17 protein-coding genes are annotated in these 22683 nt (G+C 68.7%); 5 read left to right on the plus strand and 12 right to left on the minus strand.

The window, feature by feature from the left end; genetic code table 11:
• Positions 1-354 precede the first annotated feature (354 nt).
• Both ACYVKL_RS15400 and ACYVKL_RS15405 read right to left on the minus strand, forming a co-directional pair.
• Entirely contained in the window at positions 355-2034 is a 1680-nt protein-coding gene (locus tag ACYVKL_RS15400) for a DUF885 domain-containing protein (protein WP_379163741.1), read from the minus strand.
• Between the two features lie 142 nt (positions 2035-2176).
• Positions 2177-3094, minus strand: a complete 918-nt coding sequence (locus tag ACYVKL_RS15405; RefSeq protein ID WP_379163744.1) for a ribonuclease Z — start codon at positions 3092-3094, stop codon at positions 2177-2179.
• 105 nt (positions 3095-3199) lie between these two features.
• On the opposite strand from ACYVKL_RS15405, the gene ACYVKL_RS15410 reads away from it, so the two are divergent.
• Both ACYVKL_RS15410 and ACYVKL_RS15415 read left to right on the plus strand, forming a co-directional pair.
• Positions 3200-3655 carry a DUF6153 family protein gene (locus ACYVKL_RS15410; RefSeq protein WP_379163747.1) on the plus strand — a complete coding sequence of 152 codons (456 nt, stop codon included), beginning with the start codon at positions 3200-3202 and terminating at the stop codon, positions 3653-3655.
• A gap of 89 nt (positions 3656-3744) precedes the next feature.
• On the plus strand, positions 3745-4395 hold the full coding sequence (locus ACYVKL_RS15415; protein WP_379163750.1) for a DUF305 domain-containing protein: 651 nt from the start codon (positions 3745-3747) through the stop codon (positions 4393-4395).
• Between the two features lie 108 nt (positions 4396-4503).
• Here ACYVKL_RS15415 and ACYVKL_RS15420 read toward each other — a convergent pair whose 3' ends face one another.
• From ACYVKL_RS15420 to ACYVKL_RS15435, 4 genes are all read right to left on the minus strand, one after another.
• The gene (locus ACYVKL_RS15420; RefSeq protein WP_172416847.1) at positions 4504-4791 is read right to left on the minus strand and encodes a hypothetical protein; all 288 of its coding nucleotides are present in this window, start codon (positions 4789-4791) and stop codon (positions 4504-4506) included.
• A 146-nt stretch (positions 4792-4937) separates the two neighbouring features.
• Positions 4938-6455: an APC family permease gene (locus ACYVKL_RS15425; protein WP_379163753.1), complete on the minus strand. Its 1518-nt coding sequence runs from the start codon at positions 6453-6455 to the stop codon at positions 4938-4940.
• Positions 6456-6864: 409 nt separating this feature from the next.
• Positions 6865-7665: a hypothetical protein gene (locus ACYVKL_RS15430; RefSeq protein ID WP_379163756.1), complete on the minus strand. Its 801-nt coding sequence runs from the start codon at positions 7663-7665 to the stop codon at positions 6865-6867.
• Between the two features lie 18 nt (positions 7666-7683).
• On the minus strand, positions 7684-8724 hold the full coding sequence (locus ACYVKL_RS15435) for an NAD(P)-dependent alcohol dehydrogenase (RefSeq protein ID WP_213559505.1): 1041 nt from the start codon (positions 8722-8724) through the stop codon (positions 7684-7686).
• Between the two features lie 141 nt (positions 8725-8865).
• On the opposite strand from ACYVKL_RS15435, the gene ACYVKL_RS15440 reads away from it, so the two are divergent.
• Entirely contained in the window at positions 8866-10329 is a 1464-nt protein-coding gene (locus ACYVKL_RS15440) for a flavin-containing monooxygenase (protein ID WP_379163759.1), read from the plus strand.
• Positions 10329-11252, plus strand: coding sequence for an alpha/beta hydrolase (locus ACYVKL_RS15445; RefSeq protein WP_379163762.1), 924 nt, complete (start codon positions 10329-10331; stop codon positions 11250-11252). The genes ACYVKL_RS15440 and ACYVKL_RS15445 overlap by 1 nt, the downstream gene beginning before the upstream one ends.
• A gap of 3 nt (positions 11253-11255) precedes the next feature.
• Here the strand turns inward: ACYVKL_RS15445 and ACYVKL_RS15450 are convergent, their stop codons facing one another.
• The 4 genes from ACYVKL_RS15450 to ACYVKL_RS15465 all read right to left on the minus strand — a co-directional run bounded on the left by ACYVKL_RS15450 (position 11256) and on the right by ACYVKL_RS15465 (position 17244).
• Positions 11256-11825 (minus strand): TetR/AcrR family transcriptional regulator, encoded by a 570-nt coding sequence (locus tag ACYVKL_RS15450; RefSeq protein WP_379163765.1) that lies wholly within the window; start codon positions 11823-11825, stop codon positions 11256-11258.
• 144 nt (positions 11826-11969) lie between these two features.
• Entirely contained in the window at positions 11970-13205 is a 1236-nt protein-coding gene (locus ACYVKL_RS15455; RefSeq protein WP_379163768.1) for a cytochrome P450, read from the minus strand.
• Positions 13206-13286: 81 nt separating this feature from the next.
• The gene (locus ACYVKL_RS15460; RefSeq protein WP_379163770.1) at positions 13287-15959 is read right to left on the minus strand and encodes an alkaline phosphatase family protein; all 2673 of its coding nucleotides are present in this window, start codon (positions 15957-15959) and stop codon (positions 13287-13289) included.
• A 148-nt stretch (positions 15960-16107) separates the two neighbouring features.
• Positions 16108-17244, minus strand: a complete 1137-nt coding sequence (locus ACYVKL_RS15465) for a BTAD domain-containing putative transcriptional regulator (RefSeq protein ID WP_379163773.1) — start codon at positions 17242-17244, stop codon at positions 16108-16110.
• A 305-nt stretch (positions 17245-17549) separates the two neighbouring features.
• On the opposite strand from ACYVKL_RS15465, the gene tnpB reads away from it, so the two are divergent.
• Positions 17550-18989, plus strand: a complete 1440-nt coding sequence (tnpB, locus tag ACYVKL_RS15470; RefSeq protein WP_379163776.1) for an IS607 family element RNA-guided endonuclease TnpB — start codon at positions 17550-17552, stop codon at positions 18987-18989.
• A gap of 53 nt (positions 18990-19042) precedes the next feature.
• Here tnpB and ACYVKL_RS15475 read toward each other — a convergent pair whose 3' ends face one another.
• On the minus strand, positions 19043-21301 hold the full coding sequence (locus tag ACYVKL_RS15475) for an ArnT family glycosyltransferase (protein ID WP_379163779.1): 2259 nt from the start codon (positions 21299-21301) through the stop codon (positions 19043-19045).
• A 228-nt stretch (positions 21302-21529) separates the two neighbouring features.
• Entirely contained in the window at positions 21530-22471 is a 942-nt protein-coding gene (locus ACYVKL_RS15480; RefSeq protein ID WP_379163782.1) for a hypothetical protein, read from the minus strand.
• Positions 22472-22683: the final 212 nt, after the last annotated feature.

The raw sequence follows: 22683 nt of genomic DNA on the forward strand, positions 1-22683 counted from the left end.
ATCGACACGTTGGATGAGCCCATGGCGGGAACCTTCTCTCTTCGACGGCATTCCGTTCCCACCGCCGAATCCTGGTTCGGAAGACCCCTGTTTTCATGCCCCTGATTCTGGGGGCATGAACGGAGCCGGCGGCGCTACGAAACGTGGCCCTCCAGCCCGCCGGTCGCTGGACTCGCACGGAACAGTGGAGCGAGCAGAGCCCTGATCAGGGTTTCCAGCAGAGACGCTGCGTTGGATGAACCCATGACGGGAACCTTCTCTCTTCGACGGCACTCCGTTCCGAGCGCCGAATCCTCGTCCGCGCCAAGCATGTCCGCATGACCCGGGGATTCGGTGGGCTCGGATCGTTCGTGGTCAGAGCGAGGCGGATAGGTCTCGCAGGACCGGCAGACTGACCGAGCCCGCGCCGAGGACCTTGTCGTGGAAAGCCTTGATATCGAAGGCGTTTCCGAGGCGTTCGGCGACCTGGGCGCGCTGTCGGCGGATCTCGAGCTGGCCGACCTTGTAGGCGACGGCCTGGGCGGGCATGGCGATGTAGCGGTCGATCTCGACGCGGATCTCCTCGACGCCGACCGGGGCGTTGGCGACCATGAAATCGATGGCCTGCTGCCGGGTCCAGCCCTTGGCGTGCAGGCCGGTGTCGACGGCCAGGCGGCAGGAGCGCCACGAGTCGGCGGCGAGCATGCCGATGCGGGTGAGGTCGTCCGGGTAGAGACCCATCTCGTCGGCGAGGCGCTCGGTGTAGAGGGCCCAGCCTTCGACGAACGCGGTGTTGGAGAACGACATGCGCTGGAAGGACGGGAGGTGGTCGAGCTCGTTGGCGATGGTGAGCTGGAGGTGATGGCCGGGAATCGCCTCGTGGTAGGCGACCGCGGCGGTCTCGTAGCGGTTGCGGGTCTGGGGTTCGCGCAGGTTGACGTAGTACGCGCCGGGCCGGGAACCGTCGGCGGCGGGCGGGAAGTAGTAGGCGGCGGGAGCATCGGCGGCCAGGAAGTCGGGGACCGGGAGGATGTCGCAGGACTCGCGCGGCAGCCGGCCGAACCAGTTCGGCATTTCGGCTTCGGCCGCGGCCAGGCAGGCCCGGGCGTCGGCCATGATGTCGGCCGCGTCCTGATAGCGCAGGGCGGTGCCCGACCGCAGCCGGGCGAAGATGGCCGTCTGGTCGGTGAGACCGAACGCGCGGCCCCCGATCTCCTCGTATTCGACCCGGAGCCCGGCCAATTCGTCGAGGCCGAGCTGGTGGATCTCCTCCGCGCCGAGGTCGGGCAGCGTGGTGTGGCGGCGGAGCAGGCGGCGGTAGATATCCGCGCCGTCGTCACCGAGCCAGCACAGGCCGGGCCGTTCGTCGGGGCGGGCGGCCGGGCGCAGTTCGGTGGCCAGCACCTCGCGATAGGCCGCGAAGGCGGGGCGGATGACGTCGCGGGCGACTTCGGTCAGCTCGGCGCGCCAGGCGGTTTCACCGTCCCAGTCCGCAGGGCCGGCCAGGGTGACGAACGGGTCGTCGGCCAGGTCGGCGGACAGGTAGCCGTCGAGCTGATTGAGCGAACGCTCGATGGTGATGTGCGCGGGCGTGCGGCCGGCGGCGAGCCCGGCCCGGAACCGCTCCACGGCCTGCGCCATCAGCGTGCCGAACTGCCGGTAGCGCTCGACCAGCTGCAGCGCGTTCTCCGGTGCGGGCGCGTTCACCTGCGGAGCCATGGTCAGCATGGCCGAGTGCACGCCGTTCATCTGATCGGAGGCCATCTCGACGGGCCGCCACTCCAGATGCGAGACCGCCGAGGCCAATTCGGTGCGCAGCAGGCTACGGGTGGTGCGATCCTCCTCGCTCAGCCGCCCCGCGTCCAGCGCGTCCACCTCGGCGAGCAGACCTCGCCAGGTACCGAGTAGACGCTCTTCCGCCCCCGCGGAAAGATCCTCGATCCGATCGTCGAATCGCCTGTCCCCCAACAGGGTCGCCTCACTGGGCGCGGACTCCAGCATGGCGTCCCAGTACCGGTCGGCGAGTGCGATGAGCTCCTTGTGCGCTGTGTTCATTTTGCCCTCCGCTACGCTCCGGGCGGGTTCGCGGCCCTGGAGGTCTCGTTCTTCCCTCCCTCCGCTCCTCCGCTTCGCTCCCCCGCTCCGCTCAGTCCAGAACGAGACGGGCCGCGAACCATTATGGTCTTCTTCGACGATCTCAGCGACGCGGTGGAACCGGTATTCGCATCAAATCTTCGGCGATGACGATCTCGCCGTCGAAATGGGCTCGGGCATCGGCCAAATGCTGGTCGAGGGTGCGGTAGCGCTGGGAGTAGTGGGTGAGCACCAGGGTGCGCACCCCGGCCCGGGCCGCGACCTGCGCCGCCTGGCCCGCGGTGAGGTGGCCGTATTCGACGGCCAGTTTCTCGTCGGCGTCGGTGAAGGTGGCCTCGATGACGAGCATGTCCACGCCGCGCGCCAGGTCATGGACGCCGTCGCAGAGCCGGGTGTCCATGACGAACGCGAAACTCTGTCCCGGCCGCGCCTCGCTCACCTCGTCGAGAGTGACGGTGCGACCGCCGATCTCGACCGCACCGCGCCGCTGCAGTTCGCCGACGACCGGCCCCGACAATCCCAGCTCCCGCAGCCGTTCGGGTATGAACCGCAGGCTGTCGGGCTCGTCGAGGCGGTAGCCGAAGGCCTCCACCGGATGGGAGAGCCGGGCCGCCCGCAGGGTGAATCCGGCTCCCGGCGGCGGTAGTTCGCCGGCGTCGGTGATCGGATGCGGATGCAGTTCGACCTGCCGGTTGTGTGCGGAGGAGTCCACGAGCCGCTCGTAGAACACCTCGCCCGAGGCCGGGAAGTAGATGTCCACCGGATGCAGCGCGCCGTCGAGGCTGATCCGGCCCAGCACGCCGGGCAGCCCGAAGCAGTGGTCGCCGTGGAAGTGGGTGACGCAGATGCGGGTGATCCCGCTGGCGGCCACGCCCGCGAAGCTCATCTGCCGCTGGGTGCCCTCCCCCGGGTCGAACAGCAGTCCCTCGCGGTCCCATCGCAACAGGTAGCCGTTGTGATTGCGCTGCTTGGTCGGTACTTGACTGGCTGTCCCGAGGATGACCAGTTCGCGCTGTGACACGGCCGCCAGGCTACCGGCCGCCCCCGTGATCCACGCGGCGGCGAGCCCGGCGCGTCCGATGGCTATACCGACAGGGGGTATCTCGTCAGTGGGTAGTATGTCCGGGTGGTCGAGCAGCGGTCCCCCGGCACCCGGTATCTCCGGGCCTTCGGGCTGCTCGCACTGCTGGCCGGTCTGGTGGCCATGCACGCCCTGGTCCTGGGCATGAGCCACGACGGCATGGATCACGACTCCGGTTCGGCGATGAGCGCACCGGCCGTCATGGCCGAGCACGACGCGCTGCCGCCTGTGGCGGCCATGCCGGTCGCCATGTCCATGGACCGGGCCATGTCCGTGCCGGGCTGCGGCGGCGACTGCGGCAATGGTCACGCCGGAATGCACGGTTGTCTGTTCGTCCTCGCGACACTGCTGCTCGGACTCGGTCTGGCCCTGCTGGCCTGGGTCGGCATCGAACGCCGCGGCAGCCTCGTCTCGGGACCGCGCCACCCGCGCGCGCATCACGCCCGTCCACCCCCGTGGACGGTTCTCTCCCTGGCCGACCTGGCGATTCTGCGGATCTGATGGGCCGCCGCGCCGCGTTACCCCACGCGGACGCGGATTTCGGCATGCCCATTTTCCTGATCGCTCACCAAACCCCAAGGAGTTCAACCATGTTCAGCACGCGTATCAAGCTCGTCCTGATCGCCGGCACCGCCGCCACCGCTCTGATCGCGGCCGGCTGTAGCAGCAACGACAGCGACAGTTCGAAGGCCACGACCACGACGGCGGCCATGGATCACGGCGCCATGCCCGGCATGGATCACGGCAAGACCAGCACGTCGGCGCAGGCGGCGACCCGCAGCGACTTCGACGATGCCGATGTGGCGTTCCTGCAAGGGATGTACCCGCATCACGCACAGGCGGTGGAGATGGCGAAGCTGGTCCCGACCCGCTCGCAGAACCAGCAGCTGATCACCCTGGCCAAGGCCGTGGAGCAGGCGCAGTCGCCGGAGATGCAGCAGATCACCACGCTGCTGCAGAGTTTCGGCAAGCCCGCCCCGTCCGCCGATGTGGGCGGCCACGCGGGCATGGACGGCATGATGACCAAGGATCAGATGACGAAGCTGGAGAGCCTGTCGGGCGCCGAGTTCGACAAGCTGTGGATGCAGATGATGATCGAGCACCACAAGGGCGCGATCACCATGGCGAACACCGAACTGGCGCAAGGCTCCAACGCCGAGTCCAAGGCCATGGCGCAGGCCATCATCACCGCGCAGCAGCAGGAGATCGATCAGATGAACACCATGCTGGCGCAGGGCTGATCGCGCAGGGCTGATCCCAAAACGCGCGAACGGGTGCGCCGGTTTCCGGCGCACCCGGTTTCCCCAGGGGGTGCGGAGGCGAATCCCCTGAGAGTCACATGGCGCGTTCTAGCTGCCGATGACCGCGTTCATGATGGTTCCGGCACTGGTGGCGGTCGCGCCGCCGATCATGGCTCCGGCCACCATCTTCGGTGACTCGAGACCACCGCCGCTCCACTTCTCCCACGCGAACCGGCCGCCGCCGTAGGTGATGGCGGTGACGCCGGAAAGCATGGTGAACCAGGTGAAGTAGCGGACCAGCTTCATCAGCTTGTCCGCCACCGGCGGGGTCTCCGGGGTGGGGTTGCCGATCTGCGCGACAACCGTGGTGTAGGCGTCATGCACGGCGAGGAGCATGCTCACGATCGGTTCCTCTCGGGATGCTGTGACGGTGCTGATGGGCGGAACTTGTGGCACAACTCTCACTATTCAGAGCAATTGAACCGCATTCCATCAGGTGACGTGCGGACGACACACCACCAGCACCGAACCTGAGCACCCGATCAGCTACCGGATTTCGTCTCCGCTGTGTTGAGCAGCGAGTGCCTGCGCCCGTAGGCGAAGTACACGACCATGCCGATCGCCATCCAGATGACGAATCGCAGCCAGGTCTCCACCGACAGGTTGAACATCAGCCAGGCGCAGGCGATCACCGACAGGATCGGGATGAGCGGCACCCACGGCACCGTGAATCCGCGCGGCAGGTCCGGGCGGGTGCGGCGCAGCACGACCACGCCGATGGACACCAGCACGAACGCGAACAGCGTGCCGATATTGACCATTTCCTCGAGCGTGCCGAAGTCCACGAACCCGGCCAGCACCGCGCAGATGACGCCGACGATGGCGGTGATCCGCACCGGGGTGCCCTTGGGGCCGGTGTGGGCGAGCTTGCGCGGCATCAGTCCGTCGCGGGCCATGGCGAACAGCACGCGGGTCTGGCCCAGGAACAGCACCATGACGACGGTGGTCAGACCGGCCAGCGCGCCGATGGAGATGATGTTCTTGGCCCAGGTGACGCCGTGGATGGCGAAAGCCGTTGCGAGCGTGGCGTCGTTGCCCTGCAGGTCCTTGTAGGACACCATGCCGGTGAGCACCAGCGACACCGCCACGTAGAGCACGGTCACGATGGCGAGCGAGCCGAGGATGCCGCGCGGCACATTGCGCTTGGGGTCCTTGGTCTCCTCGGCGGCGGTGGCGACCACGTCGAAGCCGATGAAGGCGAAGAACACGATGGAGGCGGCGGCGAGCAGGCCGTACCAGCCGAAGTGGCTGTTGCCGCCGCCGGTGACCAGCTGGAACAGGGTCTGGTGGATCTTGCTCGCGCCGGAGTCGGCGTTGGGCACCGATTCGGGGATGAACGGCTTCAGGTTCGAGGCCTTGAAGTAGGTGGCGCCGACCACGACCACCAGCGCGATGACGGCGAGCTTGATGGCGACCGCGACCGCGGACACCCGCGAGGACAGCTTGGTGCCCATGGCCAGCAGCACGCCGAGGATGGCGATCAGCAGCACTGCGCCCCAGTCGAATTTGACCGAGCCGAAGTGCCAGATGGCCGACCGCCCGCCCATGACCGTGCCCAGGTACTGCGACCAGCCTTTGGCCACCACCGAGGTGCCGAGCGCGAATTCCAGGATCAGGTCCCAGCCGATGATCCAGGCGACGACCTCGCCGAAGGTGGCGTAGGAGAAGGTGTACGCGCTGCCCGCGACCGGGACGGTGGAGGCGAACTCGGCGTAGCAGAGCGCGGCCAGGCCGCAGGCGACGGCGGCGAAGACGAAGGCCAGGGAGACGGCGGGTCCGGCCATGTTGCCGGCGGTACGCGCGGTGAGGGTGAAGATGCCCGCGCCGACCACGACCGCGACGCCGAAGACCGTGAGGTCCCAGGAGGTCAGGTCCTTGCGGAGTTTGGCGTCGGGATCATCGGTGTCCCGGATCGACTGTTCGACGGATTTGGTCCGGAACAGTCCGCCGCGGCGGGCGGCGGGACCGGCAGCGTCTCGCGGGGAGTCCGATAGCGCCACTGTCTCTCCTAAATCTGGCTTCTCGGCAACAATGCAGTTCTCACCGGTCGGCCACCGCTGGGCTCCTGGTCGGTGCGCCTTCGCTGGTGGCCGGAGTTGTCGGCGTCACACGGAACCGTATCACCAGCTGGTACGTACCAGTTCAGCAACAGACTGGACAACGACAAGATCCGAGCGAGCGTCGCGGCGCCACGCCGAGGACCGTCGGGTCGGATTGCTGTTTCGGTATGGGTTTCGGGGGGCAGGCCGCGGGCGGCGATCCCGACGCGCTGGATCGGGTGCTGTCCGCCGCCCGCGGTGTCCGGGTCCGTCAGATGCCGGGCGACGCGCCGCAAGATCCTGGCCCACGCCCGCTACCCCGAATCCCGCCGCTGGCTGCAACACCGGATCACCGGTTTGCAGTAGCCGATCAGCCGACCGGGCTCGTGCGCAGCAACTGCTCGCCGCAGAAGCGCCGCACCACTTCCTCATCACTGAATTCGGACTCCGGAACTCCCTTTTCGTCATCGACGCGGCAGGTGCTGTGGCCGTCCTTGTCGAAGGTCTGGATGATCTCGGCGACAAACACCAGCGTGGATCCGACGAACTTCTGGAACTCGATGTACTTGTCCGCGGGACCGCTCTTCGACATCGCGGCGATGTAGCCGCTCGCCGTGCGGTCGACTCCGATGCCGAAGATCTTTCCGGCCTCGACGAATTCGAGCTTGTCGGCTTTGGGACGGAAGACGACGTAGGTGGAGTTGCCGACGATCGCGGTGGATACGGGCACGATCAGCTCATCCCGGCCGTCGACGTCCAGATCGGCCAGGTAGGGCTCTGCGGGAATCTCGGTATCGCGGACGTCGAGGGTCTGGAGCACCTTTCCATCACTTCCGGTGACATCGATGGCCGTCCAGGGATTGCCGCCGTGTCCGGCCTTGTGCCGCACGATGAACGAGAGCGCCGCGCTGTCCCGAGAGCTCAGGCGGCAGTCCGGGAGCGGATCGTGCGGCATCGCGCCCGCCCCGGGGATGTCGCCGCACTTCGGCAGATCCGCTACGGCCACCTGCATGGTCGAGGTCGCGGCCGGTTTGGTGGTCGTCTTCCCCACTGCCGGAGTCGAAGTCGAAGTCGACGCCGGCGCCTGCGAGTCCGCGACGGTGTCGCCGGGCCCGCAGGCGGTCAGCAATGTGCATGTCGTGATGGCCAGCAACGGCCAGAGCCTCCCCATGCCAAGGAGACTAACCGGTCATGGGACCAGGACTGCGCGTCCCCGGATGTGTCCGGCGTCCAAGCGGCGCAGGGCTTCCGGGCCGTCGGTGAGGTCGAAGCGCTCGACCTCGAGGTGGATCTTGCCCGCCTGGGCGAGGGCCACGCAGGCGTGCAGGTCGCTGCGGGTGCCGCCCAGCGACTTTCGGACGGTGGCGCCCCAGGGCCAGCCGGGCCCGCCGGCGGGTCCGGCGGTGAGTTCCGGTGCGCCGCCGCCGAGTCCGACCATGCGGTAGGCGCCGTTGGGGGCGACGGTCTCGCAGGCCAGTTTGGCGGTGGCGTCGACGCCGACGAAGTCGAAGACGGCGTCCGCGCCACGCCCGTCGGTCAGGTCGAGGATCTGCTTGGCGGTGTCGCCGCCGGAGAGGATGCCGACTTCCGCGCCGCAGTCGCGGGCCAGGTCCAGCTTGTCCTGGGCCTGGTCGACGGCAATCACGCGCACCCCGGAGATGGCTTGCAGGATCTGCAGGCCCACGTGCCCGAGTCCGCCGATGCCGATGGCGACCGCGGTGCCGCCCGGCCGAAGTGCTTCGCGCGCACCGCGAATGGCGTGATACGCGGTGAGGGCGGCGTCGGCGACGGGGGCGGCCTGCAGGAAGTCGAGGTCGCCGATGGGCACGAAGGTGCTGGCAGGGACGCGCACGTATTCGGCCATGCCGCCGTCCAGAACCAGGCCCGGGGTGGGCGGCATGGCGACGCGACCGGCGGCGAGGCAGACGTTCTCGTTGCCGCTAACGCATTCGCGGCAGGTGCCGCAGGTCCAGAACAGGAAGATGACGCCGCGTTCGCCGATTTCGCGGCCGTTGACGTCGGAGCCGATGGCCTCGATGGTGCCGGCGATCTCGTGGCCGAGGGTGAGCGGGTCCTCGCGCAGCTGGATGGGGAAGTTCACCAACGTCAGGTCGGAGTGGCAGACACCGGCGGCGCCGACCTTGATCAGCAGGTCGGTGGGTCCGATGTCGGGGACCGGGATGTCGTTGATCTGCACTTTTTCCGGGCCGGTCCACTGGAGTGCGCGCATCGTGACTTCCTTGCCTAGACGTTGTGATCTGGCGCACACGGTAGCAGTCGCTTTACAACGTGTCTAGCGAATGACGGAATGTCTACCGATATTCGCCAAACCCTTCCCCAGGCGGGAGACACGTGTCTAGGCTGGCGTCCCATGAGCTCACCGCGGATCGCCATCGTGGGTGCCGGAATCTCCGGGATCTGCATGGCCGTGGCCCTGCAACGCGCCGGTTTCGCCGACTTCACCATCTACGAGAAGGCCGACGACTACGGCGGGACCTGGCGCGACAACAGCTATCCGGGCCTGGTCTGCGATGTGCCGTCGCGGTACTACCAGTTCCGCTTCGCCAAGAATCCCGAATGGACCCACCTGTATTCGGCGGGCCCGGAGATCAAGGACTACCTGGTCGGGGTGGCGCGCGAGCACGGGCTGCACCGCAACACCCGCTTCGGGACCGAGGTGACGGGCGCGGAGTTCGACGGCGACGGCTGGCAGGTCACCACCTCCGACGGGGCCACGGGGCGCTTCGACTTCGTCTTGTGCGCAACGGGTTTCCTGCACCACCCGACCCGGCCCGACATTCCCGGACTGGACGCTTTCGCGGGACCGGTCATGCATTCGGCGCGCTGGCGGCACGACGTGGAGATCACCGGCAAGCGGGTCGGCGTGATCGGCACCGGCTCCACCGGCACCCAGCTGGTGAGCGCGATGGCCGGAAAGGCCTCGGAAGTCGTGTTGTTCCAACGCACTCCGCAGTGGATCCTGCCGACGGTCAACCGGTCCTACACGCGGCTGTCGAAATGGCTGTACAAGCGGGTGCCCGCGCTGGGCGCGGTCCCCTACCTGTTCAACCGGGCGGCCTTCGCGGTGTTCTCGCAGGGGCTGGTGCATCCGGGCCGGGTGCGCAAGCTGATCCAGTGGGTCGTGGAGCGACACCTGAAGACGGTCGAGGATCCCGAACTGCGCGCCAAGCTGACGCCCGACTATCAGGCCATGTGCAAGCGCCTGGTGGTGTCGGATCGCTTCTACCGGACCGTCCAGCGCCCGGATGTCAGGCTGGTGACCGAGGGCATCGACGCGGTCGAGCAGCGTGGCGTGGTCACCGCCGACGGCCGCCTGCACGAGCTCGACATCCTGGTGCTGGCAACGGGATTCGACTCGCACGCCTTCATGCGTCCGATGGCGATCACCGGCGCGTACGGCCGCACCCTGGATCAGGCGTGGGGGGCGGGCCCGCGCGCCTTCGAGGGCGTCATGATGCCGGACTTCCCGAACCTGTTCATGCTGGTCGGCCCGCACAGCCCGTTCGCGAACCACCCGCTGACCGCGGTCGCCGAGGCGCAGTCCACCCGCATCGTCGGCTGGCTGCAGCGCTGGCGGGCAGGCGAATTCACGACCATCGCCCCGACCCATGCCGCCACCGACCGCTACAACGCGCGCATGCGGGCGGCCGCCCCGAGCACGGTGTGGACCACCGGCTGCACCAGCTGGTATCTGGGCAAGGACGGGTTACCCGAGCTGTGGCCGTGGACGCCGGGAGCCTACGAGAAGCTGATTCGCAGCGCCCCCGACACGGTCGATTATCACCTGGACCTACGTGCGGCGAGCCGGAGCTGATGACCGTGGAGAAAACCCTGTGGCGCTTCGTTTCCCGGCTGGTCGGCCACTGGTGGTTCGGCCCGGCCCCCGAATGGGACCGGGTGCGATCCCGCGTCGGCGCGGGCACCACTTTCGCCCGCGCGCCCCGCGGCGTCGCCGTGTCGACCGGACAGCTGGGCGGCATACCGGTCGAAACCCTCACTCCTCGTTCGGCTCCCGCCGATGCGGCGGTGCTGTACCTGCACGGCAGCGGCTATGTGATCGGCATGCCGCGCATGGTCCGCACCCTCACCGGTGCGCTGGCGGCGGCCATGGGCACGAAGGTCCATGCCCTGGACTATCGGCTGGCCCCGGAGCACCCGCATCCGGCGGCCATCGACGACACGCTCGCGGCCTACCGCGCCCTGCTCGCCCAGGGTATTCCGGCCGAACGCATTGCCGTGGTGGGTGATTCGGCGGGCGGCGGCTTGGCCTTGGATCTGGCCATACGGCTACGCGACAAGCATTGGCCGCAGCCCGCAATCCTGGGCCTGATCTGCCCGGTCCTGGATCTGACCGCGAATTCCTCTGCATTCCACTGCGATCCGAGCCGGGAGCCGCTGCTGAACCCGCCGCTGATGGCGCAGTTCATGGACGCCTACCTACCCGGTGTTCCCGAGGACGTGCGCCGTGACCGCTCGCCGCTCTACCGCGACATCACCGATCTACCGCCCATCGTCATGCACTCTGCGGCCGATGATCTGCTGGCGGGAGATGCGCGTCGCTTCGCCGATCTCGCGGCGAAATCGGCCGCGCCCCTGCGGCATCGGGAGTATCCGGGGCTGTGGCACGTCTTCCATGCCATGCCGATGCGGGTCGCGCACGAGGCCGTGGCCGATCTCGCGGCGATGCTCTCCGACCGTCTCTACGGTCACCACCTCGGCCACCGGACGGGTCGCTGACCGTCAGACGAAGGCGCGGCTGACCACCGGGACCACGAATTCCTCCAGCATGGCGCGTTCCTCGGCGTCGTCGCGGCCGGGCGCGGCGAGGAAGGAGACGATGATGCGGGTGAGCCAGCGGGCCAGGCGGCTGCGTTCGGGATCGGTCAGCGCGGTGGGCGCGAACAGGCCCGCCGCAATGGATTCGATGACGTCGGAGTCCTGGCTGATGCGTCCGGCCGCACCGGATTCGCCGGGCCGGAACCAGGCGATGAGCAGGGGTTCGGCCCGGACCGCGCGAATCGAGCCGAGCATGGCGGCGACCACTTTCTCGCCCGGGTCCTCGATGGCGGCGACCTGCTCGAACACGCCGCCCGCGATGCGGCGGGTGGCGCGGTGCACGAAGGCCAGCCGGACGGCCTGCCGGTTCTCGAAGTAGCGGTAGAGGGTCGCGCGGGAGCAGCCGGCCGCCTTGGCGATGTCGCCCATGCCGACGGCGGTGACACCGCGCTCGGCGAACAGCTGTGCGGCGGCGTCGAGGATGCGTTCGGCGGCCAGGTCGGCCCGGCCGTCCGCCAGCCAATCTCGGCTCATGCCCTTCCCTTCGGTGTTCGCGGCCCTGCGGTGTTCACGGGTCCGGCGGCGCCATTGACGCCGAACCCGTTCGCTCACACTCTGCCCGCGCGGCGCGCGGACGGTGCAACCGGGCCGACCCACGTGGTAGGCGGCCCGGTGCGTCTAGGCCTCCGCGCGGAACGGCACGGAGATCGGCCAGCGCACGTAGTTCCCGTGGGCCCACTGCACGGCGTCGAGGTCGACGGTGAAGTCGGGGCAGCGGGACAGCAGTTCCTCGAGCGCGACCCGGGCGACCATGCGGGCGGCGGCCGCACCGAGGCAGTGGTGGTGGCCGTGGCTGAAGGTCATGATGCGCTTGGGGTTGCGGCGCACGTCGAGCTCGCCCGCGGTGGGACCGAATTCGCGTTCGTCGCGATTAGCGGACCCGTAGCACAGCAGCACGCGCCGGCCTTCGGGGATGGTGACACCGTGCAGTTCGATGTCGCGGGTGGCGGTGCGCGCCAGGCCCTGCACCGGGGAGGTCATGCGCAGGAATTCCTCGACCGCGTCGGTGATCAGGGCCGGGTTCTCCACCAGCAGGCGACGCTGTTCGGGGTAGGCGGTGAGCAGTTGCACCGCGCCGCCGAGGTTTCCGGTGGTGGTGTCGTTGCCGCCGGTGATCATGGTGAAGGCGAAGCCGAGCATGGCCAGCAGGCCCTCGTTGTCGCCGTCCTCTCCCAGCCCGGAGGCGAGCAGGTGGGAGATGGTGTCGTCGCCGGGTTCGCGGCGGCGGCGGTCGATGAGTTCGCTGAAGTAGCCGACCATCTCCCCGACCGCGGTGAAGGCGTTCTGGTCGCCCGCGGCCAGTCCGGCTCCGGCGACGGCGCCGCCGACGATGTTCTCGGTCCAGTCGTCGAAGCGGCCCCGGTCCTGTTCCGGCACACCGAGGTAGTGCGCCACCACCATGGTGGGCAGCGGTTTGAACAGTTCCTTGACGATGTCGCCGCCGCCGGCCGCGCGCAGCCGTTCGATGCGCTCGATGACGAAGGCGCGCACCTCGGGTTCGACCGAATTCACCTGGCGGGGCGTGAATCCCGGGGAGACGCGGCGGCGGAAGTCGGTGTGGTCGGGCGGGTCCATGAACACGAACGGCTTGGCGGCGCCGAAGCCGGCCGCCACCAGGTCCACGTAGTCGACGGTGAGTCCGGAGGCCGAGGAGTAGTTCTCGGGTTCGCGGGCGGCCGCGTACACGTCCGCGTGCCGCGTCAGGACGTAGAAGTCGTCGGATTCGCGGCCTTCGGGGACGACCCGGTGGACCGGATCGTGGTCGCGCAGTTGGGAATACATGGGATACGGATTGCGCCAGGTTTCGCCGGATCGCAGTTCGTATCGCACTGTATGAGACGCCGTTGAACTCATGAACCGACGGTAAGACAAAATGCACGATCTGTCTAGAACTCGTTGCAAAGTCGTCCCGATGTACCAGGCGGTCGGATCGAGTTAAAGCACCCGGAAACGCGCCGGACGAACCAGCGGACGACCCGCGTCATCGAGGTGATGCACCAGGTAGGAGCCGGTGGGCAGCGGGCCCAGCCGCGAGACGGCATCGACCACGGACGCCTGCCGCACGGCCGCCACCGGCGTCGCCGCGGCATCCGGGGCATCCTGCTCGGTGACGCCGAGGACCACCTCGTCCCGCGTCACCCCGTTGCCCAGGGCCAGACCGCGCAGCACCGGCGTCGTCGGGACGGCGCCGGTGAAGCCGCCGGGATCGGCGTAGACCGCGAGCCGATGCCCGGCCACCGCCCGCGCCAGGCTGTAGCCGACCAACAGGTCGCGGCCGGGCTCGTACAGGGACCGGTCCAGCAGCAGCCGGTCGAAGGGCGCGGCATCGTCGGCGGTCTTCCCGGGCGCGCCGGTCTCCACGAATCCGCGTACCCGGCACCGGAATCCGGCATCGGAGGACGCTGACACCGACAGGTCGTACCAGCCCGCGCCCGCGGCGTCGCCGTCGCAGGGCATGTCCCGGTGTTCGGTCGCACCCGCGGCGATATCGATGATCCAGGGCCCGTCGTTCCGGTAGGCATTGGCGACCACCTGCACCGAAACAGGCTGCGCCCCAGCGTTCTCGAAGGCCCAGGAGAGCTTGCGCGGCCCGGAGTTCGCGGCCGTGGCGGTGACCCGGAGCCCCGCGCACGGCCCGCCGAGGTCACCGGCGAATCGGCGCTGGAATCCGTCGGGTCCGTACACGGTGTAGTCGTAGTGGCCGTGCACCGCCGGAAAGTCCTGCGAGACCGAGGTTCCGGCGGCGATGTCGAAGCGGGTCGGCGTGTAGTCCGCGGTGAAGGCGTTCGGATGCACCGAACAGTGCACGGCCGCGCTGCCGCCGTTGTCGATGGTCAGGGTGACGCCGCCGTCCGCACCGGCGGCGCAGCGCGCCTGCAGCCGATAGGGCAGCGGCACCCGCGCCCGGCTGCCGGTCTGCTGCTTCGGCATGCGTTGCACGAACGGAAGTGGTTGCGCGACACCGGACATCGACTGATCGGCGCGCGGTGCGGCCTTGGGCAGCACGAAGGTGCGGCGCGATCCGAAGTCGAACAGCGAGGACAGATCGCCGCACATCTGCCGTCGCCACGGGCTGATGTTCGGTTCGGCGACGCCGGTGACCCGCTCCAGGAACTTCAGCACCGAGGTGTGGTCGAACAATTCGGAGCAGACCGCCTGTTTGCTCCACGGCGACACGATGATCGCCGGGGTCCGCGCGCCCAGCCCGACATTGTGGCGGCCGAAGTATTCACCGGGTGTGCCCGGCGGCGGTGTCGGCGGCGGGATGTGGTCGAAGTAGCCGTCGTTCTCGTCGTAATTGAGGATGAAGACGGTCTTGTTCCACACGTCGGGGTGTTCGGCGAGCGCCTCCAGCACCCCGTGGACCAGGGCCTGGCCGTTGCGCGGGCCCATCACCGGATGCTCGCAGTCGACGTAGGGGGCGACGATCCAGGACACCGTGGGCAGTCGTCCGGTCGCCACGTCGGTGCGGAAGGACTCCACCAAGGTGCCGGTGCGCGAACGCAGCAGGCCCTGTTCGACCAGTGCCCGCTGCCCCGCCGACAATTCGTCCATGCCGCGCTTCAGGGCCGCGGCGTACGCGGGTTCGAGACCCGGATCCTTTTCCAGGTCCGCGTAATAGCGGAAGAAGTTCTCGAAGGCGACCCCGCGCCCGCCGTTGGTGTATTTGAGCGCGGTGCGCGCGGCCTCACGGAACGGCAGAAAGAAGTCGAGCGCGTTGTCGGTGTAGTTGTCCCACTCCTGATAGACCCGCCAGCCGATGCCGCGGTCCTGGAGCCGTTCGGCGTAGGTGGTCCAGGGCAGGCCGAAGATGACGTCGTTGACGTAGCGGCCGGCGTCGGGACCGAGCAGGGCGTCGTAGAGGAACAGGTTGCCGGTGCGCGGGCCGACCAGTCCGGCCAGCGCGGCGGCCACAGGCGGCGGGAGCGCGCCGGTGAGGCCGTGCACCAGGCCCAGGACGGCGTCGACGATGCCGGAGACCGGCAGGCTGCGCATCCAGCGCAGTTTCATGTCGTCGGCGAACAGCGAGACCTGCAGGTGCTCCGCGTAATTGTCCAAGGCGAGCGGGTTTTCCACGGTCCCGCTGAACAGGTACATGCGGTTGGGGTCGGTGGGCCCGTTGACCGAGCAGTGATAGCCGTCGAGCACGGTGAACGCCTCGGCGAGCTGGTAGTAGAAGCCCAGGCTGTCCCGGTCGTAGCCGACCATGGTGCCCTCGCCCTTCGCCCTGATCCAGGCGTCGTGGCGGCCTGCGGCGAAAGCGTCGTGGCCGGTGCGGGTTCCGTGGTCGGTGCCGTCGATGTTCTGCAGGGTCGTGGTGTACGGCAGGACGACGCGGCCGCCGTCGGGCTGGTGGAAGACCGAGCGTCCGGTGGACAGTTGTAGCGCGTTCAGGTCGGCATAGCCGCGCACCCCGGGCATGGACCCGTAGTAGTGGTCGAAGGACCGGTTCTCCTGCATCAGGATCACCACGTGCTCGATGCGGTCCCAGCCGCCGGGCGGGGCGGGTTCGGCCCAGGCCTGGGCCAGGCTCGGCGGGAGCAGCGACATCGCTCCGGCCGCACCACCTGCGTGCGCGGCGTGCTTCAGAAAACGCCTCCGATCCATGGCATCCCCTAATGAGCATCGGAACGGCTAATTCGAGGATCGCCGACCGACCTTGGGGATTCGTGGCGGTGAGGGGGCTCACCGATGAAGGGTCAGTTAATCAATGGCTGTGGACTTCGCGGATCGGACATATGGGGTTCATTCCTGTTCAACCGGCGTTGTCATCCGCGCGAACCAGTACGAAGACCAGTTCGGTGTCGCCGATGCGCAGCACCGCTCCGTCGGACAATAACCCGCTGTCCACGACGCGTGCACCATCGACATACACCCCGTTGGAGGAGTGCAGGTCCTTGATCACCCAGGTGTGCCCGTTGTCGATGAGCAGCGCGTGGTGGCGGCTGACCCGGCCGTCGGCCAGCGCGATGTCGTTGTCGGACAGGCGACCGATTCGAGTGGTCGAGCCGACCACCGGGTAGACGTGGCCGGCCCGGTCGCGCAGCAACGCCTGCGGTTCGTGCCAGCTGCGGTCGACGATGGTGGTGGCGCGGGTGGCCGAGGCGGCGGCGACCTGCCGCACGCTGAGCGGGTCCTGACGCAGGATGCGCGATTCCAGCTCCCGGATGCGGTGCCCGGGATCGATGCCGAGTTCTTCGGCGAGGATGCCGCGCAATCGGCGGGCGGCCTCCAGCGCGTCGGACTGCCGGCCGGTCATGTACAGCGCGGTGATCAGCTGTTCCCACAGCGATTCCCGCAGCGGGTGGTCGCGGACCAGCAGGTTCAGTTCGGCGACCACGCCTTCGGCGCGGCCCTGCGCGATATCGGATTCGGCGCGGGCCTCGATGACACCGATGCGCTCGTCGTCGAGGGCGACCGCGTAGGCGTCGGCGAAGCCGAGCCCGCGCAGGTCCGACAGCACCGGGCCGCGCCACTGGGCGAGCGCGTCGGACAGCGCGTCGGTGGCGGCGGCGAAGCGGCCGGCGGCCAGGGCGCGCAGGCCGCTCTCGCGGCGGGTGCGGAAGCGGAACACATCGCAGGCCGCGTCCTCGACGACGATCCGATATCCGGTTCCCATGTGCTGCAGCATGTTCCGGGCGTCGATGCCGCCGTCGCGCAGCGGTTTGCGCAGATTGGAGACGATCGCGTGCAGGCTCACCCGCACGTCGGGCGGCGGATTGTCCTCCCACACCGCGCTGGCCAGGGCGTCCACCGAGACCGGCCGGTTCGCGTTGATGGCCAGGTACGCCAGCACCGCCCGCTGCTTGGGCCCGCCCAGCTGCTGCGCCACCCCGTCGATGGTCAGCTGCACCGGCCCGAGCACCCCCACCCGCGCCCGCACGCCATCCATCGCCGACCTCCCGCCCGGCCCGAGTTCTCGCCCGTCACTGTAACTTTGCACGGCCTGCCCCGCCCATCGACCGATACCGAAATCCTGTCACCGAACTGGTCGGTCCCGGCGCCGATTTCGTTCCATCAGACCGGATACCACGAGCATGCACCACTCGAAAAATCCCCGGAAAGCACCTCGAGCTATCCCGTGAGCCGTGCCAATTCGTGGGCTCAGCGACGTTGCGTCGGCGACCTGGTGAATCATGTTGCGTGTTGCCCATTTCGGGCTGTTGTGTCGCAGGAAAGTTGCCTAACCTCGAACACGTGAGCGAATTCGGGTCGATCTCCACGCCATCCGAAGAGTTAACAGAGACGATGGTGCAGGCTTACCGGTTCGCGCTGGAACCGACGTTCGACCAGGAGCAATCATTGCGGTCCCATTGCGGGGCAGCACGCTTCGCGGCCAACTGGGGTGTTCGAAAGGTTCTGGCCAATTGGGACCAGCGAGCCGCCGAGGCCACCTACGGTGTCCCGGTCGAAGATCTCACCCCATGGATCGATCTGTCGGCCTACAGCTTGCGCAAGGCATGGAACGCAGAGAAGGACAGCATCGCGCCGTGGTGGCGCGAGAACAGCAAAGAGGCCTATGCATCAGGCCTGGCACAGTTGGCCCACGCGTTCGCCAATTACGCCAAGTCCAAGCAGGGAACCCGACCCGGACCGAGGATGGGGCTTCCTCGCCTGAAGAAGAAGCACTCACGGCAATCGTTTACCTTCACCACTGGTTCCTACGGCCTCGGCGACGGGTGCCGTCGGGTGAAGATTCCGCGTGTCGGGTCCGTCCGGACCGGTGAATCGACCCGGAAACTGGCGCGACGCTTGGCGAACGGTACCGCCCGAGTGGGATCGATGACGATATCGCGGCAGGGTCGGCGCTGGTGGGTGTCATTCACGGTCCACGTGATGCGCCATGACCGGCAACCAGCGCAGCCCAATGCTCGGATCGGCGTTGATGTGGGGGTCAAAAACCTCGCCGTCGTCTCCCAGCCGGTGATCGGCGTCACCGATACCGAGGCCAGAGTGCCGAATCCGCGCCACTATCAACGGGTGCAACGGCAGCGACGGCGCCTATCCCGGTCTCGCGCCCGACGACAGGGACCTGACCGGAGGCACGGGGTGTCACCATCGACACGGTGGCTGAAGGCCAACGCCAAGGCATCCCGACTCGAGGCGCGCGTCGCTGAGATTCGCCGCGACGGCCTGCACAAGCTCACAACCGCGTTGGCCGCCCGCTACGGCACAATCGTCGTAGAGGATCTCAATGTCGCCGGAATGTTGAAGAACCGACGGCTGGCGAAACACATCGCCGACGCTGGGTTCAGCGAGTTGCGGCGGCAACTCGCCTACAAGACCCGACGCCACGGCGGCACGCTTGTGGTGGCGAATCGGTTCTATCCCAGTTCCCGAACTTGCTCGTCTCCCTCGTGCAGTGCGGTGAAAGCCAAGCTGGCGCTGTCCGAGCGGGTATTCGTCTGCGATCGGTGCGGTCTCGCGCTCGATCGCGATCTCAACGCCGCCCGGAATCTGGCGGCATTGGCGTCCACGCAGAGTTGCGGCGGGACGGTAAACATGCCCGATGGAAACCGTGTCAGACCCGGTCCGCCGGGCAGCGGTACCGCCACGGGAAGACCCGAAACTGCGGTTACGGGCCAACCCTGTCCGAGTAATCGGGCAGGTCACGGAGCGCCACAACACGCTCCGTGAACGGTGCCTGCACGAGTGCATGCTCGCGCGAATATCGAAGGGCTGAGCGCGGACTACTTGGTGAGGGTGTAGACCTCCACGTTGCCGACGGTGGTGACCGGGTAGTTGTCCTTCACCCAGGCGGTGATCTCGGCGCCGGTGGAGCCGTTGTCGGAGCCCGGGCCGCCCTGCCACTGTCCGCCGGGCTGACCCGGCTGCTGGGTCGGCTGCTGACCCGCCCCGGTCTGGTTCTGCTGACCCGCCCCATTCTGGTTCTGGTGCGGCTGACGCCCCTCGCCGGAATGGTTGCCGCCGGGCTGGGAGTTGTTCGGCTGCCCCTGATTCGGCGTGCCGCCGGACCGGGATTCGTCGTTCTGGCGCTGCCGGACCAGCAGGTAGCCGATCTGGTGGTCGGCCACGTACTGCTGGAACTGGGCCAGGGTCGGCGACGGATCGCGGCCGCTGAAGCCGCCGATCGCGAGCAGCGCCTTGCCGGTGGTCAATTCGAGGGTGCTGACGTCCTGCGCGCCGATCGCGGCCGCCGCCCAGCGTGCGTCACTGCCCTCGACGAGGGCCGCGATCTGTGGATCGGCGACGCCGCCGCCACGCTGGCCGCCGCCGGATTGGCCGGGGCCACCGCCGTTCTGGCCGGGTCCGCCGCGCTGGCTGCGCGCGGGGCCCGCGGTCGGGCTGCCGCCGTTGTGCACGCCGGCGACGGTCTCCAGGGTGTAGGCGGTCGGGCCGAGGAGTCCGGCGAGCAAGGCGAACAGGCCGATGGCGAGCGCGAAGCGCGGCAGCTTCGGGGTGACCCACAGCGTGGCCGCGGCGACGACCGCCAGGGCCACCAGGGTCCAGCGCAGCCACGGGAGCCAGTCGGGGGTGCGGTGCAGGAGCACGAACGACCAGCCGCCGGTGGCCAGAGACATGACCGACAGGGTCGCGCGGGCCGCGACATGGGTTCGGCGCTGCCACAATTGGGTCGCGCCGATACCGAGCACCGCGGCCATGCCGGGCACCAACTCCATCGCGTAGTACGAGTGGAAGCTGCGGCTCATGTAGCTGAGCACGACGGCGGTGACCAGCAGCCAGCCGCCCCACAGCAGCAGACCCGCGCGGACGCGGTCGGTGCGCGGCTGTTTGCGGGTCAGCCACAGTCCCGCGACGAGCGCGATCAGGGCGGCGGGCAGCAGCCACGAGAATTCGGTGGCCAGCTCACCGGAGAACAGGCGGGTGATGCCGGGCTGCGACCCGAATCCGCCGAAGCCGCCACGCATCTGGGACGGATCCGGACCCGCGCCCGGGGTGGGCACGACCGAGGAGGTCGGCAATCCGGTCGGGGTGGGCAGGGCGGACGGCGTCGGCAGCGCCGACGGGGTGGGCCGGGGACCGCCGCCACCGCCGTTGTGATTGCCCAGGATTCGACCCAGACCGTTGTAGTCGACGGCCAGTTCCCACAGGCTGTTGCTGGTGGACCCGCCGATGTACGGCCGGGACCCGGCGGGCCACAGTTCGACCAGCGCCACATACCAGCCCGCGGACAGCACCAGCGCGACGCCGGCGGACACCAATCGCGTGATGCGCGTACGCCATCCGCCCGCACCGGCCACCAGGACCACCAGGGCCAGGCCGGGCAGCACCAGGAACGCCTGCATCATCTTGGCCAGGAAGCCGAAGCCCATGAGCACGCCCGCGCCGGCCAGCCAGCCGGTGCCGGCCGACCAGAAGCGTGCTCCCGCAGCGTCGATGGATCGCACCGTGCAGTAGGCGGCGGCCACCAGCAGCAGGAGCATGAGCGCGTCGGGGTTGTTGAAGCGGAACATCATGGCCGCCACCGGGGTGAGCGCGAGCCCGGCCCCGGCGATGAGCGCGGCGGCCGATCCGGCCCAGCGGCGCACCGCGGCGATGAGCAGCGCCACCGCGGCCACGCCCATGAGGGCCTGCGGTACGAACATCGACCAGGAGTTGAAGCCGAAGACGCGGCCGGACAAGGCCATCACCCACATCGCGGCGGGCGGCTTGTCGACGGTGATGGAGTTCTGCGGATCGAGGGAGGCGAACAGCAGCGCCTTCCAGCTCTGCGTGCCGGACTGGACGGCCGCGCCGTAATAGCCGTTGCCCCAGCCCGCGCTGCCGAGTCCCCAGAGGTAGACGACGGCCGTGCCGATCAGCAGCGCGAGCGTGGCGGGCCGGTCCCAGCGGGGCCGCCCGGGCGGGGCCATCAGCGCCGACCATCTCGCGCGCGTGCCCTCGGGTACCGCCCCGTCACTGTCCCCGGCCGCGTTGCCGCTGCCGGGCAAGGCCGCATCGTCCGCGACGCCGGTGATGGTCGACATGCCACCTGCTTTCTGCTGTACCCGACCGAAATTCCTCTGACCTCGGGGAGCCTAGGCCGCGGGATTTGACCTCACCTTCATGTCGGCTGGGAGTTCCCTGTGAGCGCCCGAACTGCGCAAACCCCTCGAACGGCCGGAAGGGCACCCGCTGTGGCGGGTGCCCTTTCCAGGTGACCGGTAGTGCTGTTCAGTTGCGCGAGCCTCGAGGCTGCTGGGGAGCCTCGAGAATCACGCGGTCGGGAGGGTGAACGCGGCGGTGCGGACCTTCTCGCCGTGCTTGAAATCGAGGAACAAGCGGTAGGTGCCGCGACCGGGAACGGCGGTGTGGAAGGTGACGTCCGGGCCGGGCGCGGTGACGCCGTCGCCGGGCTCGCCGTTCGGGTGCACGTGCACGTAGGCCAGGTCGCCGGCGCGCAGGATCACCAGGTGTCCGTAGGCGGCCAGGTAGGGCTGCAGGTCGGTGACGAGCTCGCCGTCCTTGCGCACGGTCAGGGTGAGCAGCCGGCCTTCGCCCGCCACCAGGTCGCCGTCGAGGGCGACCTCGTAGCCGTCGACGGTGAAGGTGCGCTCGGGCTCCGGCGCGGTGCCGGGCCGGTAGTCGCCGGCGATGGCGAAATCCGCTCCGAGCGTGATGGTCCGGCCCAGGGCGCGCGGCGCGATATCGGTGAAGGCGCGGTAGGCGCCGGCGGCGGGCAGGTTCAGCCGGACCGTCCAGGTGCCGTCGGCCTGCCGCTCGGGGTGCACGTGCCAGAAGCCGGTCAGCTCGCGCTGCACCACGATCAGGTGCAGTTCCTTGTCGTGGATGGCGTCGAACTCGTTGACGGGCAGACCGTCCGGGCCGAGGATGCGGAACCGGAACTCGGTTTCGCCTGTGGCGACGATCTTTTCGGCCAGGTCGAGGGTGTAGCCGTCCTGGGTGACCTGCAGGCCGCCCGGTACGCCGCCGTCGTGTCCGCCGTGCGCATGGGCGGCATGCGCTCCGTGCCCGGCGTGGTCAGCGTGTCCACCGTGCGCGGCGTGGTCGGCATGCTGATCGTGTCCGGCGTGCGACGCGTGGGCGTCATGGGCCGCGTGTGCGGCGTGATCCGCGTGTGCGGCGTGATCGGTGTGCGCGGCGTGGTCGCCGTGGGCCGCGTGGTTGTGGTGTCCGGTGTGCGCCTGGGTGGTCATCTTCTCGCCCCTTCTCAACTGCTTTTACTGCCTTACGGAAGTTCAAGTTAATACCCCTGGGGGGTATCTGCAAGAGAGGTTGTTGTGAACTGGGTCACCGCGATGGCAGCCCCCGCGCCCAGGACCGCTCCGGCAGTTCCCCGGTGGCGTAACGGGCATGGTGTTCTCCGGCGTCACCGTGATGATGTCGGTGACCGCCACCAATTGCCGAG

The sequence above is a fragment of the Nocardia tengchongensis genome (assembly GCF_054781395.1).

What these genes read in the sequence shown, in the direction of transcription:
- ACYVKL_RS15415 (WP_379163750.1), top strand. Translation starts at nt 3,745, where the DNA reads ATGTTCAGCACGCGTATCAAGCTCGTCCTGATCGCCGGCACCGCCGCC.
- ACYVKL_RS15460 (WP_379163770.1), bottom strand. Translation starts at nt 15,959, where the DNA reads ATGGATCGGAGGCGTTTTCTGAAGCACGCCGCGCACGCAGGTGGTGCG.
- ACYVKL_RS15455 (WP_379163768.1), bottom strand. Translation starts at nt 13,205, where the DNA reads ATGAGTTCAACGGCGTCTCATACAGTGCGATACGAACTGCGATCCGGC.
- ACYVKL_RS15465 (WP_379163773.1), bottom strand. Translation starts at nt 17,244, where the DNA reads ATGGATGGCGTGCGGGCGCGGGTGGGGGTGCTCGGGCCGGTGCAGCTG.
- ACYVKL_RS15420 (WP_172416847.1), bottom strand. Translation starts at nt 4,791, where the DNA reads ATGCTCCTCGCCGTGCATGACGCCTACACCACGGTTGTCGCGCAGATC.
- ACYVKL_RS15450 (WP_379163765.1), bottom strand. Translation starts at nt 11,825, where the DNA reads ATGAGCCGAGATTGGCTGGCGGACGGCCGGGCCGACCTGGCCGCCGAA.
- ACYVKL_RS15480 (WP_379163782.1), bottom strand. Translation starts at nt 22,471, where the DNA reads ATGACCACCCAGGCGCACACCGGACACCACAACCACGCGGCCCACGGC.
- ACYVKL_RS15445 (WP_379163762.1), top strand. Translation starts at nt 10,329, where the DNA reads ATGACCGTGGAGAAAACCCTGTGGCGCTTCGTTTCCCGGCTGGTCGGC.
- ACYVKL_RS15435 (WP_213559505.1), bottom strand. Translation starts at nt 8,724, where the DNA reads ATGCGCGCACTCCAGTGGACCGGCCCGGAAAAAGTGCAGATCAACGAC.
- ACYVKL_RS15400 (WP_379163741.1), bottom strand. Translation starts at nt 2,034, where the DNA reads ATGAACACAGCGCACAAGGAGCTCATCGCACTCGCCGACCGGTACTGG.
- ACYVKL_RS15440 (WP_379163759.1), top strand. Translation starts at nt 8,866, where the DNA reads ATGAGCTCACCGCGGATCGCCATCGTGGGTGCCGGAATCTCCGGGATC.
- ACYVKL_RS15430 (WP_379163756.1), bottom strand. Translation starts at nt 7,665, where the DNA reads ATGGGGAGGCTCTGGCCGTTGCTGGCCATCACGACATGCACATTGCTG.
- ACYVKL_RS15475 (WP_379163779.1), bottom strand. Translation starts at nt 21,301, where the DNA reads ATGTCGACCATCACCGGCGTCGCGGACGATGCGGCCTTGCCCGGCAGC.